Annotated in this window: 9 protein-coding genes and 2 pseudogenes; all 11 read right to left on the reverse strand. The window is 60.9% G+C overall.

Going from position 1 to position 16,104, the window contains the following annotated elements; all coding sequences use genetic code 11:
* Positions 1 to 18: 18 nt before the first annotated feature.
* Positions 19 to 744 carry a P-type conjugative transfer protein TrbJ gene (gene trbJ, locus EN861_RS08050; RefSeq protein WP_024502854.1) on the reverse strand — a complete coding sequence of 242 codons (726 nt, stop codon included), beginning with the start codon at positions 742 to 744 and terminating at the stop codon, positions 19 to 21.
* A complete protein-coding gene (gene trbE, locus EN861_RS08055; RefSeq protein ID WP_126057782.1) occupies positions 741 to 3,191 on the reverse strand; it encodes a conjugal transfer protein TrbE in 2,451 nt (816 codons plus the stop codon). The genes trbJ and trbE overlap by 4 nt, the downstream gene beginning before the upstream one ends.
* Positions 3,185 to 3,457, reverse strand: a complete 273-nt coding sequence (locus tag EN861_RS08060) for a VirB3 family type IV secretion system protein (protein ID WP_024502852.1) — start codon at positions 3,455 to 3,457, stop codon at positions 3,185 to 3,187. Before EN861_RS08060 ends, trbE begins: the two co-directional genes overlap by 7 nt.
* Positions 3,457 to 3,765, reverse strand: a complete 309-nt coding sequence (locus tag EN861_RS08065) for a TrbC/VirB2 family protein (RefSeq protein ID WP_126057781.1) — start codon at positions 3,763 to 3,765, stop codon at positions 3,457 to 3,459. Before EN861_RS08065 ends, EN861_RS08060 begins: the two co-directional genes overlap by 1 nt.
* A gap of 12 nt (positions 3,766 to 3,777) precedes the next feature.
* Entirely contained in the window at positions 3,778 to 4,746 is a 969-nt protein-coding gene (gene trbB, locus EN861_RS08070; RefSeq protein ID WP_024502850.1) for a P-type conjugative transfer ATPase TrbB, read from the reverse strand.
* Positions 4,743 to 5,156, reverse strand: coding sequence for a CopG family transcriptional regulator (locus tag EN861_RS08075; protein WP_095488561.1), 414 nt, complete (start codon positions 5,154 to 5,156; stop codon positions 4,743 to 4,745). The genes trbB and EN861_RS08075 overlap by 4 nt, the downstream gene beginning before the upstream one ends.
* Before the next feature lie 116 nt (positions 5,157 to 5,272).
* On the reverse strand, positions 5,273 to 7,297 hold the full coding sequence (locus tag EN861_RS08080) for a conjugal transfer protein TraG (protein ID WP_024502848.1): 2,025 nt from the start codon (positions 7,295 to 7,297) through the stop codon (positions 5,273 to 5,275).
* 206 nt (positions 7,298 to 7,503) lie between these two features.
* Positions 7,504 to 11,025, reverse strand: coding sequence for a Ulp1 family isopeptidase (locus EN861_RS08085; RefSeq protein WP_245454737.1), 3,522 nt, complete (start codon positions 11,023 to 11,025; stop codon positions 7,504 to 7,506).
* An 833-nt stretch (positions 11,026 to 11,858) separates the two neighbouring features.
* Complete coding sequence (locus EN861_RS08090; RefSeq protein WP_126080685.1) at positions 11,859 to 14,165, reverse strand: S9 family peptidase; 2,307 nt, start codon at positions 14,163 to 14,165, stop codon at positions 11,859 to 11,861.
* Between the two features lie 515 nt (positions 14,166 to 14,680).
* Positions 14,681 to 15,604: pseudogene (fni, locus tag EN861_RS08095) on the reverse strand (type 2 isopentenyl-diphosphate Delta-isomerase); the annotation flags it as partial.
* A pseudogene (locus tag EN861_RS35820) lies at positions 15,593 to 15,832 on the reverse strand (hypothetical protein); the annotation flags it as partial. The pseudogenes fni and EN861_RS35820, both read right to left, overlap by 12 nt.
* Positions 15,833 to 16,104: the final 272 nt, after the last annotated feature.

The following is a 16,104-nucleotide window of genomic DNA, read 5'->3' on the forward strand; positions in this document are numbered from 1 at the left end:
GTCGTGATGAACTCGTGATTAATTGCCGGGATAAGCCGAGCCGGTACCCAAGAACCGCTTCGTCATCTCGCGGGCGGCTTCGTCTGACTGGGCCTTGCGGGCGGCATCCTCGGCCTCAGCTCGAAACTGCGTTGCGAGCAGCGTCTGGATCTGCATCTGCTGTTTTGTCGAAAGCGCCATCAGCTGGTTGGTGGCCTGGCTTGCCTGAAGCGCACCGGCCGCCCCTTGGCTGCGGTTGACGAGATCGGCGAGCAGATCGCCGTCGGCGCGGACGTTCTCGACGATTTGCGACTGGACACCCATGGTCTGGCGGAACGCCTGCATGGCGGTTTGCCAACGCTCCCGCGCAGCACTCGCCACATCGCTGACTTTGATCGTGGCGTCGTAGCTTTCCGGATATTGGCTGCGCCACTGGTCTTGAAGCTTGCCCAGATCAAAGCTGAGGCCACTCGCCTGGTCCATCAAGCCGTCGATGCGATGGAGCGAACCGGTGAGTTGGCCAACGGAAGAGAAATCCAGACGCTGAAGATTGCGCGCCATGTTCTGCAGCATGGTCGCCTGATTCTGCAGCGACTGGATTTGGTTGTTGATCTGCTCCAATGCGCGCGCGGCCGTCAGCACGTTCTGCGCATAATTGGACGGATCGAACACGATAAGGGCGTACGCGGGCTGCACATAGTCGGCCATAGGCTTGGCGATCAGGGAAACGGTGATCAGGCCGGAGAGAAGGCGTCGCCGCATCATGAGAATTGCTCCTTGTCTGGTTGAGGGAATTGCTTGAGAAGTTCGCCGGCCCAATCGAGGCCGCGCGCGATCAGGAACTGCGAGGCAAAGCTGCCTTGCCCGTCTTCGGACATGATCCTGTCGATCAGAGTCTGCGTGGCCGGATCGGAAGCACCGCAAAGCGCAAGAGCGATGGGGCCAAGCTCGAGCTCGAACAGACGGTTGCCGCGGCGCGATTGCAGATAATACTGACGCTTCGGCGTGGCGCGGGCGATCAATTCGATCTGCCGCTCGCTTAAACCGAAGCGCTCGTAGGCTGTGCGCGCCTGGGGTTCCACGGCACGATCATTGGGAAGGAAAATGCGCTGCGGGCAGCTTTCGATGATTGCCGGCGCTATGCCAGAGCCCGCGATATCAGCCAGCGACTGCGTAGCGAAGACAACCGACACGTTCTTCTTTCGCAGCACCTTCAGCCATTCGCGGATGCGGGCGGCGAACAGCGGATTGTCGAGATAGACCCACGCCTCGTCGAGCATGATCAGCGTGGGCCGTCCGTCGAACCGTTCCTCAAGTCGCTGGAACAGATAGGTAAGCACCGGCAGCAAAGCGCCTTGGCTGTGCATTAACTCCTCGGTCTCGAAACACTGCACATCCGACAAGGCCAGCCCATCATGATCGGCATCGAGCAGGCGGCCGAAGGGACCGTCGAGCGTGTAGGGCATCAATGCGGTCTTCAGCGCATTGGATTGAAGCAGGACCGAAAGACCGGTCAGTGTGCGTTCCTGCGCCGGCGCGGTGGCAAGGCTGGCCAGCGCTGACCAAATAGCCTCCTTCACCTCCGGCGTGACGGTGACGTTCTCGTGGGCAACAAGGCTGGCGATCCATTCGGCCGCCCAGCTTCGGCTAGCCTGGTCGTTGATGCTGCGCAGTGGCTGAAAGGCAAGGGAACCGTCCGCTCCTAGCGCGTGGTGTTCTCCACCCATGGCAAGTGTTGCAGCACGGGCCGAATTGCCTTTGTCGAAGACATAAACCTGGGCGCCGGCATAGCGCCTGAACTGCAGAGCAATCAGAGCAAGCAGAACCGACTTGCCGGCGCCGGTCGGACCAACAACCAGCATGTGGCCGACATCTTCGACGTGGGTGGAAAGCCGAAACGGTGTCGACCCACTGGTCTCGGCAACGAAAAGCGGTGGCGCTTCGGTTTGGGTGACTTTCGCGAGATGCTCGTTTGTCGCAGGACCGGCCCAAACCGACGACAGCGGCATGAGATGGGCAAGGTTCAATGTATGAACGAGCGGTTGGCGAACGTTAGCGTAGACATGGCCAGGCAATGAGCCGAGCCAAGCCTCGACCGCATTGACGCCTTCTCGGATCGTGGTGAAGCCGAGCCCATTGATGATGCGCTCGACCGCGCGAAGCTTCTCTGCAGCGGCTTGGCGATCCTCGCCCCACACCGTCACGGTGGTGGTGAGATAGCCGAAACTCACATGATCACCGCCCAATGCCTGAAGGGCTTCGTCGGCATCGAGCGCCTTGTTGTCGGCATCGTTATCGACAAGCGGGACCGGCTCGTTGGTAATGACCTCGCGTAGGATTGCCACGATCGATTTGCGCTTGGCAAACCACTGCCGGCGCAATCGCGTCAGCGTCTTCGTGGCTTCCGTTTTCTCGAGCGGAATGAAGCGCGTCATCCAGCGATAGGCGAAATCCTGATGATTGAGGGTATCGAGGATTCCGGGCCGGGTGAGGTTCGGAAAGCCGAGGATGGTCAGTGTGCGAAGATGCTGCTCACCCAGCATCGGCTCCAGGCCACCGGTAAGCGGCGCATCGACCAGGATTGCATCCAGATATATCGGCGTTTCCGGGGCCATGATAGGATGGCGACGAGGCGAAATCGTGCCGTGGAGGTAGGTCAACGTCTGAGCATCATCGAGGACGCGTACTTCGGACATGAAACCCGAGAAGAGATCGAGCACGCGGTTGGTCTCGTCACGGAACCTCGCCAGATCCTGGCGCCAGTCTCTTTCTCCTCGGGAATAATGAGAGTCGACGAGCGCGCTTTCTGCGCGCGCCTGGGCGTCCGGCGGTGGCATAAACACCAAGGTCAGATGATAGCGGCTCTCGTAGTGCGCTACCTTCCCCTCGAAAGCAGCGCGGCGTTCTTCGTCGACCAGCCACGACGCGGCGTCAGGAAAATGCGAGTTCGGATAGCCCAGCGCTTCTGTGCGCTCGGCCTCAAAGAACAATGCCCAGCCAGAGCCAAGGCGTCTGAGAGCATTGTTCGCCCGGGCGCAAATGCCGACGAGTTCAGCCTCCGTCGCACTTTCGAGATCCGGGCCGCGGAACCGCAACGTCCGCTGAAAGCTGCCGTCCTTGTTGAGCACGATGCCGGGCGCCACCAAGGCAGCCCAGGGTAGATGGTCGGCAAGCCGGTCGGCTTTGCTTCGATATTCCGAAAGGTTCAGCATGCAAGCCACCCCTTCAGACGTAGGTGGCGCACAAGCACGCTGGCGAAGTCCGGATCGCGTCTTGCGGCAAACACCGCTAACGAGTGGCCTGCGATCCAAAGCACCAGACCAGCAATCCATTGCTGCAAGCCGAAGCCAATGGCCGCGGCCACTGTACCGTTGAGGATCGCCACCGCGCGCGGAGCCCCGCCGAGCAGGATCGGCTCGGTCAGCGCCCGGTGGACCGGTACTGCGAAGCCCTCGATATGCTGCTCCCCGGCGGCCATCAGACGAGCGCCCCACCACCGAAGGAGAAGAAGGAGAGGAAGAAGCTCGATGCCGCGAAGGCGATTGACAGACCGAAGACGATCTGAATCAGGCGCCGAAAACCACCGGCGGTGTCGCCGAAGGCAAGCGTCAGGCCGGTGGTGATAATGATGATCACCGCAACGATCTTGGCGACCGGTCCCTGCACGGACTCCAGGATCTGCTGCAGCGGCTGCTCCCACGGCATGCCGGAGCCGGCGGCATAAACCGGGGCCGTGTTAAGAAACGCGAGCGCTGTGGACGAAAGAAAGCGAAGCTTCTTGCGCATGAGGAAGGCCTTTCAAAGCTGCTGGAGTTGCGAAAGCGTGAGCGGGGCAACGGCGTAATCGCCGCTGCCGTCGAGACCGGTGACCTCGGCGATTGCGTCGATGTGGCGCGACGAGCCGCGTCCCGCTATGAAGACGATCAGATCTATCGCCTCAGCGATGAGCCGGCGGGGAACGGTGACCACCGCTTCCTGGGCGAGTTGCTCAATGCGATAGAGAGCCGAGCGCGCGGAATTGGCGTGTACGGTAGCGATGCCGCCTGGGTGCCCGGTGTTCCATGCCTTCAGCATGTCGAGCGCTTCCGCGCCCCTCACCTCGCCCACGATGATGCGGTCCGGCCTGAGCCTCAGCGTCGAGCGCACGAGATCGGCAAGGGTGACCGAGCCCCGCCTTGTTCTCAGGGCAACGCAGTCCCTGGCCGCGCACTGCAGTTCGCGTGTGTCCTCGATCAGGATCACCCGATCGTCGCATTCGGCGACTTCAGCCAGCAGAGCGTTGGCGAGTGTTGTCTTCCCCGAGGAAGTGCCGCCGGCGATCAGCATGTTGCGCCGCTCGCGGACGGCCTTTTTCAGCGCATCGGCCTGCAGCGGCAGCATGATGCGTTCGGCAACATAGTCGGCCAGGGTGTAGACTTTCGCGGCGGGCTTGCGGATGGCAAAACATGGCGCCAACACCACAGGTGGCAGCAGGCCTTCGAAGCGTTCGCCAGACGGCAATTCGGCACTGACGATCGGGTTGTCGGCGTGCGCCTCGGCGCGCACGTGCGAAGCAACCAGGCGGATGATACGTTCTGCCTCGGACGGGTGCATGTGAACGTCGGTATCGACCCGACCTTCGCCTAACCGGTCGAGTCGCAGCGCGCCGTCGGGATTGACCATCACCTCGATGACGGACGGATCGGCCAGGGCTTCGGTGATTGCCGGACCCATGGCGGTGCGCAGCATGACACGCCGCCGGTGGTCGGCCTCGGGATGAGAGCTCATCCTTCCCCTCCCCCACCATTGTCTTTGCTAAGCGACTTTTTGCCGGAAGCGATCTGGCGGCCGACCTTCTCAACGAATTTCTCGAAACGCTCTTGGGCAATAGCCTGCGTTGCCCGATCCGGGACCGGCGTGTGGGCGTGAAGGGTGATCGAAAAGCGGATGAAGAGCGCCAGGCTCTCCAGGATCACCTCGGAATCGCGCCTGACGTGGGCAAGATCGCGGGAGAGCCGGTCAAGCCTTACGCCGTAGCGCCGATCGAACTCGCTCTCGCCACGCCGCTCGATGAACGCCTCGATCGCCTTCGCCACGATCGCTGATTTGGTCGTTGACGGATCGCGACTGAGGTTGTCCAGTTTCTCGCTGAGCTCCGGCTCAAGCAGAAACTGATGGCGAATGCGGTGCGGCTTCATGCGGCTCGTTCCGACGGCCCGGCGTTGCGCCGGCGACGGGAGAAGCATCGGCCAGACGCTCAAAATTGCTTATGGCCGTTATCTACGCTGAGGTGCGCTCTGCAACTCAGCGGACTTCAGAAGCCGGGAATGACATCGTCGCCCCTGCCCTCGTTGATACCGTAGGCGCGGGCCGCAGTGGAAATCCGATCCATGACACGCTTGTCCGCGAGCGCTTCGCTGTCATCGTCTGCGGGCTTGTACAGATCGGCCTGATCGGGCTCTTGAGAGACAACAACGTCTTCTTCGGGCAGGCTTGGATGGCGTTGCTGCTGAACGCCTCCCTCGTCTTCAACTGGCGCGTCGGCGCTTTCCTCGTCCGCAGCAAGTCGGCTATCGACGCTGCACACTTGTCCAGTCCAGCCGTCCGGGCGTGATGCAGGGCAGTCCGCATAGGGTCCGTCGTGCAGCACCGGCGCAGGCAGCACCCGATCTGTGAAATTCTGATCCTGATAATAGCGCAGCTTCTTGGCGCGGATCGGCGGCAACCCAGAAACCAGGACCAATTCGTCTGACGGCGGCAATTGCATCACCTCGCCTGGCGTCAGGAGCGGGCGCGCGGTTTCCTGGCGGCTCACCATGACATGTGAAAGCCAGGGCGCAAGCCGATGGCCCGCATAGTTGCGCATCGACCTAAGTTCGGTTGCGGTGCCGAGGGCATCCGAGATGCGCTTGGCCGTGCGTTCGTCATTGGAGGAAAAGGCAATTCGCACGTGGCAATTGTCGAGAATAGCATTGTTCTCGCCATAGGCCTTTGAAACCTGGTTCAAAGATTGTGCGATCAGATAGGAGCGAATGCCATAACCTGCCATGAAGGCGAGCGCCGTTTCGAAGAAGTCGAGGCGACCGAGCGCCGGAAACTCGTCCAGCATCATGAGCAGCTGATGCTTACGGCTCTTCTTCGGGTCCCCCTCCAGACGCTCCGTCAACCGCCTGCCGATCTGGTTCAAGATCAGTCGCACCAAAGGCTTGGTGCGCGAGATATCCGAAGGCGGCACGACCAGATAGAGCGACAGCGGTCGCTCTCCATCCACTAGGTCAGCGATGCGCCAGTCGCAGGACGAAGTGGCCGCCGCGACCGTTGGATCACGATAAAGCCCAAGAAAGGACATGGCGGTCGAGAGGACGCCTGAGCGCTCGTTTTCCGACTTGTTCAGGAGTTCGCGAGCCGCCGAGGCCACTACGGGATGGACCTGAGGGTTATGCCCCGTCCCGAGATGGTTTGTCGTCATCATCCGCCGTAGCGTTGCGGCAAACGAGCGTTGCGGGTCCGACAGGAAGGTGGCGACGCGGGCTAGCGTCTTGTCCTCTTCAGCGTAGAGCACGTGCAAAATGGCGCCAACTAGGAGTGAATGGCTGGTCTTCTCCCAGTGATTCCGTCGCTCCAGCGCGCCCTCGGGATCGACGAGGATGTCGGCGATGTTTTGAACGTCCCGGATCTCATCTGGGCCTTTGCGCACCTCCAGCAGCGGGTTGTAGCGTGCCGATCTCGGGTCGGTCGGATTGAACAGAAGGCAGTACGAGAATTTCGACCGCCAGCCGGAGGTCAACTGCCAATTTTCGCCTTTTATATCATGAATGATGGCAGACCCGGTCCAGGAAAGTAGCGTTGGAACAACCAGCCCCACGCCCTTGCCCGAACGCGTCGGCGCAAATGCCATGACGTGCTCCGGGCCGTCATGGCGCAGATAGCGATCGTTCAGCCTACCGAGGAAAACGCCCGCCGGCCGTAACAACCCTGCCGTCTCGACCTCATGAGTCGTGGCCCACCGTGAAGACCCATAGGTCGTAACCGACCCGCGCTGTCGCGCGCGCAAAAGCGAGCCTGCGATTGCGGCGGCACAGCCCAGGAATCCGCTGGCGCCTGCAAGCGTACCGGCTTTGTCGAAGACCTCCGGCGCATAAGCATCGAAGTGGAACCACCATTCAAACAGCTTCCACGGCTTGTAGATTGGCCAGCCGGCGAAGAGAAACCATGGTGCGCCGAGAGGCGTCTGGTAGGTCAGCATTTGAGCGCACCATTGGGTTGCCGTCCATACGCCGATAATGACAATTGCGCACACAACGGCGATCTGCCCGATCAGTAGCTTCGTAGGTGTCATCGGCTTGGCCCGCTGAACAACGCGACCTAGCATCGCGCGGTGCAGCCGGGACAGGAATGTTCCTCACATACGATTTGGGAGCAATGAACGACTTCCTACTATGCAGGTCGGTCAGCACGCGTGTTGCGCCTTCACGCGACACCATCCTCTCCATTCACCCTGAGGCCCGGCGCCGCCGACAGTTGCGTGACCGCTCCTCCGCAAAGTTATCTTCTGCGTTCAGGGAGCCAGGGCGCCTGGGCTGGCTGATGAACACCGTCCGCTCGCGCATGTGGGGTCGAATTGATTTGTGCCCAAGTGGAGGCAGGCTCATCATTCAACAGTTGCCGCAGTTCCCCTGGCTCGAACGCCATCATTGGTGGGGAGGCAGGCTCGTCTTCCAACAGTTGCCGCAGTTCCCCTGGCTCGAACGCCATCATCGGTGGGGAAGCGGGTTCATCCTCCAACAGCTGCCGCAGTTCCCCTGGCTCGAACGCCATCATCGGTGGGGAAGCGGGTTCATCCTCCAACAGCTGCCGCAGTTCCCCTGGCTCGAACGCCATCATTGGTGGGGAGGCAGGCTCGTCCTCCAACAGTTGCCGCAGTTCCCCTGACTCGAACGCCATCATTGGTGGGGAGGCAGGCTCGTCTTCCAACAGTTGCCGCAGTTCCCCTGACTCGAACGCCATCATTGGTGGGGAGTCAGGCTCGTCTTCCAACAGTTGCCGCAGTTCCCCTGGCTCGAATGCCATCATCGGTGGGGAGGCGGGTTCATCCTCCAGCAGCTGCCGCGGCTCTTCCTCGTGCGGCAAGCGCCTCCTTAGCCGGTCTTGCAGCGCCTGCCGATCGGCAACGAGGTTGTCGAGGGGCAGCGGCTCGTGGTCTGGCCGCTGCCCTTTCACCAATCGTTCAACCAGCGCCCACGTGCCCTCCAGGACAAATACGCCGCAATCATAATGGTTCGTCTGTCTGGCCATGGGGGCTGGCGCCAAGGTAGCATTCAGCAGTCCTGCGAGCTGTTTTGCAGGCACGTCGTTATATCCCTCTCGCTGGAGGGAGTCGTAGTGATAGGCGAACCGCCTTTCGGGGTCGCGGCGATCAACGAGCAGCAGCGACCAATGGGTGCCGGGGCTAGTAGCCGTGCCATTATTCACTGGCAAGAACAGGAAGTCGGCTGTGGCGTTGTTTTGATTATAGATGGACTGCAATATGCCTCGAGCGTCTTGCGGCGACGTGTGTCGCAGTAGATGGGATACGGAAGGATCCACCAGCCGAGTCCGGGCAGCGAGCGCCGGATTGATCCCCTGCAGTTGCCGCTCCAGCAAATTGTAATCTCTCTGGACATGGGCGTCGCTCAGCCATTCGGCGGCGCCGAGCACCCGCCCCGTTGCAACGTTGGACGGGGCTGTCGGATCGAGCGCCCCGATCTGAGCCCCAGAGGAACTGGTCGTCAGTGTGGTCACATCAACCAGTGGAAGGCCGCGGTAGGTGCCTGGCAGCTTAGCGGTTGCTGGCGAGGCGGGTTGGGGAGCTCTTGCCGGTGCCGCTGGCCCAGCTTCAGCAGCGGCCCCAACGCGCCTGGTGACTGCGTCTGCCGGATGAGCAGCAAGGACAGTTTCGCGCCCGAGCACAATGCGCGGCAGGATATCCCGGAGGTGAGCCAATGCAGAACCGATACTTAGTCTATTACCATAGGAGACAGCCTTGAAGCTCTCAACATCTTTATCCAGCGATTTGTCGTGAATCCGAGCGGCAATCCCAGGCTTGTTATTTTGACGCAGATACTGGCTAAAATGTCTAAGAAAATTTGTATAGCCGCCCACGGTATCTGGATTCCGTCCGGTCGCAGGCGCTGCCAGGTACTCCTTGGTCGAAGCGGCTCTGTAATCTCTAATGAGCTCGGCATCGTCAGGATAGGGGATCACGAGAGGGCGACCCATAATCGGGGCTCCGCTTGTCGACTTCTTGAGGTAACGCAGTGCGCCAGCCACGGTGGAGGAACCACCCGTACTCTCGTACTCCTTGAGATCCTGATCCAGCGACGAATGGTAAAGCCGAGCAGCAAACCCTGGCTTGTTGTTTTGAAGGAGCCACCGACTAAAGCCGAAAAGAGAATTTACATTGAAAGTGACCGTGTTCGCGCTGGCCTTACCCGCGTGGAATGCTGCCCTCAGCCCTTCGATAGCGGTCGCATCGTTGGAATAGACAGGACGCTTGTCGGAACCGTTGGGGACTACAATTGGACGATCCGGCTGCACTGTCGAGGACATCGAACCACCACCTCCGGGATGCGGTGCTGGGGTGGATTCGTGTTCATCCCTCTGCCTGACGAGCTGCGCCTCAGATTCCGGTGTAGCCACCTTATGAGGATCCTGCATCGGTTCGATCCCCTCCATCTCCTGCTGCAACCAAGCCAAAGCTTGGCGAGCGGCGGCTTCATCAACCGCGGAGGATGTCTCCACACCTCTGGCGGACGCCGGCAGAGCCTGCTCCGCCCGCCGTCGAAAGAGCTCTGGCGAGGCGGATTTCTCCGCCCACAATCTGGGCTGCGTAGCGAGTCCCCGTCCAGATTTATGTGGCACCGCCTCGCTTGGCAGCGGGCTGCTCCTGTCCCGTGCAGCTACCAGCCCCTCCGGGGCGCCCTGGTCGCCGTGGCGCCAGTTCAAGTGAGGGACGGCCTCTCCAAAGTCGGGTGCTTGGTGTTGGTGCGCGGTTGGGGCGAGAGACAATGGTAGATCGGTGCCCTCCTTATAACCTACCGGCAGGAGCTCCTCTGGCCAATCGAATCCCTGCTGTGGTGCGGTATGCTGAGCAGCGTCGCCACGGGGACGAGCCTCCATGCTGACCGCGTTTTCCAGATGACTCCCGAGTATAACGCGCGGCGGGTGCTTGCGGATATAAACCAGTGCAGATTCGATCGGAGCTCCACGAGTAGAGGAGGCGGCCTTGTAGCTCTCAACATCTTTATCCAGCGATTCATCGTAAATCCGGCCCGCAATCCCGAGCTTGTCATTTTGACGTAGGTAATGACTGAAATGGTTAAGAGCAGTTGCGTAGCCGCTCGCGGATCTGAAATGTCTAGTGAGCGCGGCGTCGTCAGGATGGGGGTTCAGGACAGCGCGACCCACAATCGGGGCGGCTCCGCCTATCGGCTTCATCAGTTGACGCAGTGCGCCAGCCACTGTGGAGGAACCACCCCTACTCTCGTACTCCTCGAGATCCTGGCTCAGCGACGGATGGTAAAGCCGAGCAGCAAACCCTGGCTTTTTGTTTTGAAAGAGCCAACGACTAAAGCCGAAAAGAGAATTTGCGCTGCGAGTGACCGTGTCCGGCCTGGCTTTACCCGCAAGGAGTGCAGACTTCAGCCCTTCGATGGCGGTGGCATCGTTGGAATAAACAGGACGCTTGTCGGCACCGTCGGGGGCCACAATTGGACGATCCGGCTGCACTGTCGAGGGCATCGACCCATCGAGATGCGGCGCTGGGGTGTATTCGTGCTCATCCCCCTGCATCGCGAGCTGCGCCTCCCGTTCCGATGTACCCACCTGATGGGCAGGGAGTTGCATCATCGCGCGAGCGCCTGAGTCACCAACCTGACCTGGTTGCCGCTCAGTGACAGCATGCTGCAGATTGCTTTGGATCCTCTGCCTCTTCGTTGGTCTCAACTCACCTTTGCCATGCGAGCCATTGACGAGGACATCCTCGCCTGGTGCACTCATCAACTCATCCGCCGCCTGCAATTCGCCCAAGTGCTGCTCAAAACCGGCTTGGCCGGCTTGTCCGCTTGCTCGTGCGGTACGGCGTGCTGCACCTGCAGCCAAGCTGCTACGATGAATGTCCAGTTTGTACGGGTGCACGCTAGCCTCACTTCCACAGATCACATGAGCAACCTACTCAGGCAAGCTTTCGAAAGGCTGACGAGGTCCGCCGCCGCGGAAGGCGAAGGCTGGTTTTCTGCTCAGCGGTTGACGGCCTAGCGTGTTGCGGCCGCGCCGGGTATCACGCCAATCAATCTGAATAGTCGATGCGTCAAACGAACCAGGATAGGATTTTCGTAGCGGGGCTGCTCTACTCACTCTTGTCCTGAGGTAGAATTCAACCATATCGCCGAGCAACTGGATGCCGATTGGATACCCGATCCGGAAAGCTTCAGCTCATATGTGACGCGAGGATGAGAATCGTGGCAGCTCCAGACCGACGGGCTGCCACCCACAGCGGCGATGACCGACGAGGGTCTTCTATTGCCAAGGTAATCGTCCGTTCGGGGACCTATGTGTTCCTATGCTCGTCGAGCGGATCGGGTGGGCCGCACCGCCGTAGCGTTACGGCGAGCGGAAGCGGCGTTGGGTGCGGCTTTTCCCCTGAACGCTTCACACCAGGCTGATAGGGGATCTTGCAATCGCACACACGCGGTCTGCAGGCGTGCCTATCAAGCAGTTTGCTCAGACCAACGTCGCGGCGAGCCTATCCTCAATACGCAGCGCAAGTCCTAGACTCCACGATCGTCCTTCGGTGCAGATTTGCTCGCGCCTCGCCCTGATTACAGCCGATAAGGCGAGCTAACAATTGCAAGAGCCACAAGCTACTCCAGCTCGATCGGTTTGCTGTTCCAGTCGGGCGGGGTCTGACCGAGAATGTTGCGAACGAAGAAGTCTAGGAGTTTGCGCTCGGTGTAGGTGCCTAGAGTATGGTGATTGGCACCAGGAACGTAGACAATGTCAAAATCTTTTCCTGCCTTGATGAGTCGATCGGCAAGCTGGAACGAGCAAAACGGATCGACATTATCATCCATTTCGCCGACCGCGATCATCAGCTTGCCCTGCAGCCTGTGAGCATTGTCAACGGCGGAGGATTGCGAATATTCAATGCCGACCGGCCACCCCATCCACAGTTCATTCCACCAGGTCTTGTCTATCCTGTTGTCGAAGCAGCCGTTTTTGGCGACGGCGACCTTGTAGAAATCGGGGTGAAAGAGCAGCGCGCTGACTGCACTCTGGCCGCCGGCGGATGCGCCAAAAATGCCGACGTTGGATATGTCGTACCATGGATATTGCGCGGCCGCCGCCTTGTGCCACAGAATGCGATCGGGAAATCCTGCGTCCTTCAGATTCTTCCAAGCAACATCATGGAAGGCGCGGGAGCGGTTGTTGGTGCCCATGCCGTCGATCTGAGCAACGACGAAGCCCAGCTGCGTGAGCGGCTCTGTCCACCGCGAGAAGGATTTTGGGACGAAGGAGCCGTGGGGTCCAGCATAGATATTCTCCACAACCGGGTATTTCTTCGTCGGGTCGAAGTTGGCTGGCAGGTGGAGCACACCCCAGATGTCAGTTTTGCCGTCGCGCCCCTTGGAATGGAAACTGAGCGGCGGCTGCCAGCCTGCGGCGACGAGCTCGGAAATGTCGGCCGTCTCGATCTGCTGGAGCTTGGCATTGTCGCTGGCGCGGTAGAGTGCCATGCGCGGGGGCAGATCGATGCGTGACCAGAGATCGACATAATAGCGCCTGTCAGGCGAGAACTCGATATGGTGGTTGGCCGGTTCGGGCGTCAGTGCAGTCAGTCCCTTGCCGTCAAAGCCGATGCGGTAAGCATGGACCCAATAGGGGTCCTCCTGCGAGTTCATCCCGCTCGCCTCGAACCAGATCTGACGCTTCACCGGATCGACATGGTTGACCCTCCGGACGACCCACTCACCTCGGGTGATCTGGTTTTCGAGCGCGCCTGTCCGGCCGTTGAAAAGATACAAATGCTCATACCCGTCGCGCTCTGATGCCCAGATGATCTCCTTCCCGTCATCGACATCGTAACGGAAGATTTTTCCGGCATCCTCCTGGCCATGCCCCAGCGGCAAATAATCCACGAATGTCTCGCTGGTCTCATCGATCAGGGAGCGCCCGCGGCCCGAGGCGGCGTCTACCTCGACCAAGCGATAGAGCTGATGCCCGCGCTGGTTATATTCGAAAGTGAAGCCGCGGCTGTCCGCCCACCACCGGAGAGGGGAAAGTTCGAAGACGTTCGAGAAGAGGGCACCGTCAATCACGATCTGGCGCCGGCCGGCAATGTCGAACAGGACTGGTTGGGGCAGCGGAAGGACATCGCCCGGCCTGGGATAGAATATTGTTGAATATTCCCGCTCCAACTGGTCCGTCGATGAATTGAGGTAGCGGACCTCTCGCCTATAGCCGGGGCGAACAAGGTAAGCGGCGAGGTGGCGCGAGTCCGGCGACCAGCTCAGCGTCGAAAAGACGTAGCAATTGCCTTCGGCTCCGTCCCGGCTCAGAGGAACATCCTGCAATCCGTCCTCGCTGCGCAGGAAAACGTTGCAGTTCTTGATATAGGCGATCCATTTGCCGTCGGGCGACGCGTTGCTCTTGTCGGGGTTGTTCTCCGCTGGCGGCGTGTAGCGGTGGCTGAGCTCCCTACGGTCCCCTTTCCTTGCATCGAATGTGGTGCTGGTACAGTCATAGCTTGCAAGGTCGCAGCTCCACCGGGTGTCTTCAATCTGGAAGTCGAGCCTGCGACCATCCTCACTCAGTTCGAAACGGTCGAACGGAAGATTGCCGGCTTGATAGCTCTCATGGCTCACCTTGTTTAGCGCTGCCGCCAGACGCGCCTGATCGAAAGCGGGCCGCTTGAAACCCGTGGCAGCATCGACCTGCATGAACTGCTGCTCGCCGTGGCTAGTCCGGCGGTAGACGAAGGCTTCACCCCCGGTCAGCCAGAAAGGCATTTTGGGGACATTGACAGTGAGCCCGCCATATCGATCGTTGATCGTAAGTGCGCGCTTGAAATCGGCCGGCGCTAGCGTCGGGTGTAAACTTTTCGAACCCTTGGCCAGCGTCTGAGTTGCCGATCGCCATGCCGCGCGCGTCAAAGCGCCGATCCTGGACATACCTGTTCACTTCTTTCGGTTTTCGGAATGCTAATTTTGAAGTTGGGTTCTCGTCGCCGGTCTGCAGCAGCGCCGAGCGTCGCCTTGGAGGAGAGCCAGCACGCGGGTGCAGCCAGGCACGCGCAACAGGGGCGCTCCTTGGACATCCAGGCACTGGTTCGGGTGCCGATTGAAGAGTTGGCGTCCGTCGCCGAAACAACCAGGAAAGAGCGTCCATGCAGCCCTGACGCGACTATTTCCCCGCGAGTATGGCCGCTTGCTTTTCTGCATCATCTGAAAGGTCCTGCTCTAGTCGGGCCGGATGTCACCCCGGCAGATTGTGCTATTTCGACAATCTCCGAGCGATTGCCGCCGGCCCATGACGAGGTTTACCGATAGGGCGCAATATGCGTGCCAAAGGAAAAGCGGTTTAATACACGGCAATCCGCCTATGTCGCATCCCCAACATCGTCGCACACCGGACAATGCCGGACGATATTGTCCCGGGGCGTCAAATTGGTTTGATGGTGACCCAACAACTGGCGGATGACGATCTCGAAATGCGCGACAACGGCCTCGGTGGACACTGTCGCCGCGCCCAGCACGCTGGCCGCCTGCCCGGCGATGTCCGCGCCCAGGCGGATGGCCTTGGCCACGTCGACGCCATCGCGGATCCCGCCCGACGCGATCAGCTTCACCGTTGGCAGCGCCCGACGCACCGCCTGCACGCTGGTCAGGGTGGGAATCCCCCAATTGGCGAATGACATCGCCACTGCACGGTCGGCGGCATTGCGGGCGCGCTCGCCCTCCACTGCGGCCCAACTGGTGCCGCCGGCGCCGGCGACATCGATTACCGCCACGCCCGCCTCGACGAGCGCACAGGCCACCGAGGCGGACAGGCCGCCCCCACTTCCTTGGCCACGATCGGCACGCCCACGATGCGCGCGGCGCCAGCGATCAGCGCCAGGACGCCGCGCCAGTCGCGGTCGCCCTCCCGGCTGTACCGCTTCCTGCAGCGGATTGAGATGGACGATGAGCCCATCGGCCTCCAGCGCGTCCACCGCGCGACGCGCCAGGTCCAGGCCGTCGGCCTCCCGCAGTTGCGCGGCGCCGATATTGGCCAGCAAGGGAATGTCTGGCGCCAGGCGGCGCAGCGCGCGCGTTAGCCCCTGGGAGTTACGGGATTGCAGGCTCACACGCTGCGAACCGCACATGGCGATCCGCAAGGCTTGCGCTGCCTCGCTCAAATGCCGGTTGATGGCCTCGGCCCGTGGCATGCCGCCGGCCATAGAGCTGATCAGCAGCGGCGCGCGCATAGCCTTGCCCAGCAGCGAGGCGCGCAGGTCGATCTGCGTCAGGTCCAACTCGGGCAGTGCGCAGTGTTCGAAATGGATGTACTCCCAGCCAGCGGCCACCGTGGCCGGCGCCGTTCGCCGATCCAGCACCAGCGAAGCGCGCAGCTGAGCGCAGCCCTCGAATCCGGAGAGAACGCACGGTACGCCGTGCCCCAGCGCCTGCTCCACGGCGGCGAGCTGCTCCGGCGCGATCAGGCCAACGTCGTTGCAATCGTCTAGCCAGAACAGCAGCGCCAGTTCGCGATAGAACGCCACGATCAGCGTTTCGTTCTGCGGATCACGGCCGGTGCGGGCGCTGGTGTCGCGCAGGCTCGGGTGAATGCGTTGCAGGATTGGGGGACGCGTGACGCAGTCAAAGCTCCCCTTGCCAAGCACGGAGCAGGCGAGTGAGAGAGCAGATGAATAGGCGTGTCGCCAATATTTTCGCATTGCTATAATCGATTATAGTTGTGAGGAGCAATTTGAGACCATTTACTTGCGGCTCAAGTCACCCATAAAAGAAGGCAAGCACCGATTCGGTAGCTTATCCCCTGTCTTTCGCGTACTCGCGGCCGTGGCGCCGGGTGAACGATTGAAGACCGCCGGTCTCACTCGCAGGTGGGCGC

The organism is Mesorhizobium sp. M8A.F.Ca.ET.218.01.1.1, from assembly GCF_004791165.1.
Classification (GTDB): Bacteria; Pseudomonadota; Alphaproteobacteria; order Rhizobiales; family Rhizobiaceae; genus Mesorhizobium.

Excerpts from the sequence above, each read along its gene's own strand:
- trbJ (WP_024502854.1), bottom strand. The coding sequence starts at position 744 with ATGATGCGGCGACGCCTTCTCTCCGGCCTGATCACCGTTTCCCTGATC.
- trbE (WP_126057782.1), bottom strand. The coding sequence starts at position 3,191 with ATGCTGAACCTTTCGGAATATCGAAGCAAAGCCGACCGGCTTGCCGAC.
- EN861_RS08060 (WP_024502852.1), bottom strand. The coding sequence starts at position 3,457 with ATGGCCGCCGGGGAGCAGCATATCGAGGGCTTCGCAGTACCGGTCCAC.
- EN861_RS08065 (WP_126057781.1), bottom strand. The coding sequence starts at position 3,765 with ATGCGCAAGAAGCTTCGCTTTCTTTCGTCCACAGCGCTCGCGTTTCTT.
- trbB (WP_024502850.1), bottom strand. The coding sequence starts at position 4,746 with ATGAGCTCTCATCCCGAGGCCGACCACCGGCGGCGTGTCATGCTGCGC.
- EN861_RS08075 (WP_095488561.1), bottom strand. The coding sequence starts at position 5,156 with ATGAAGCCGCACCGCATTCGCCATCAGTTTCTGCTTGAGCCGGAGCTC.
- EN861_RS08080 (WP_024502848.1), bottom strand. The coding sequence starts at position 7,297 with ATGACACCTACGAAGCTACTGATCGGGCAGATCGCCGTTGTGTGCGCA.
- EN861_RS08090 (WP_126080685.1), bottom strand. The coding sequence starts at position 14,165 with ATGTCCAGGATCGGCGCTTTGACGCGCGCGGCATGGCGATCGGCAACT.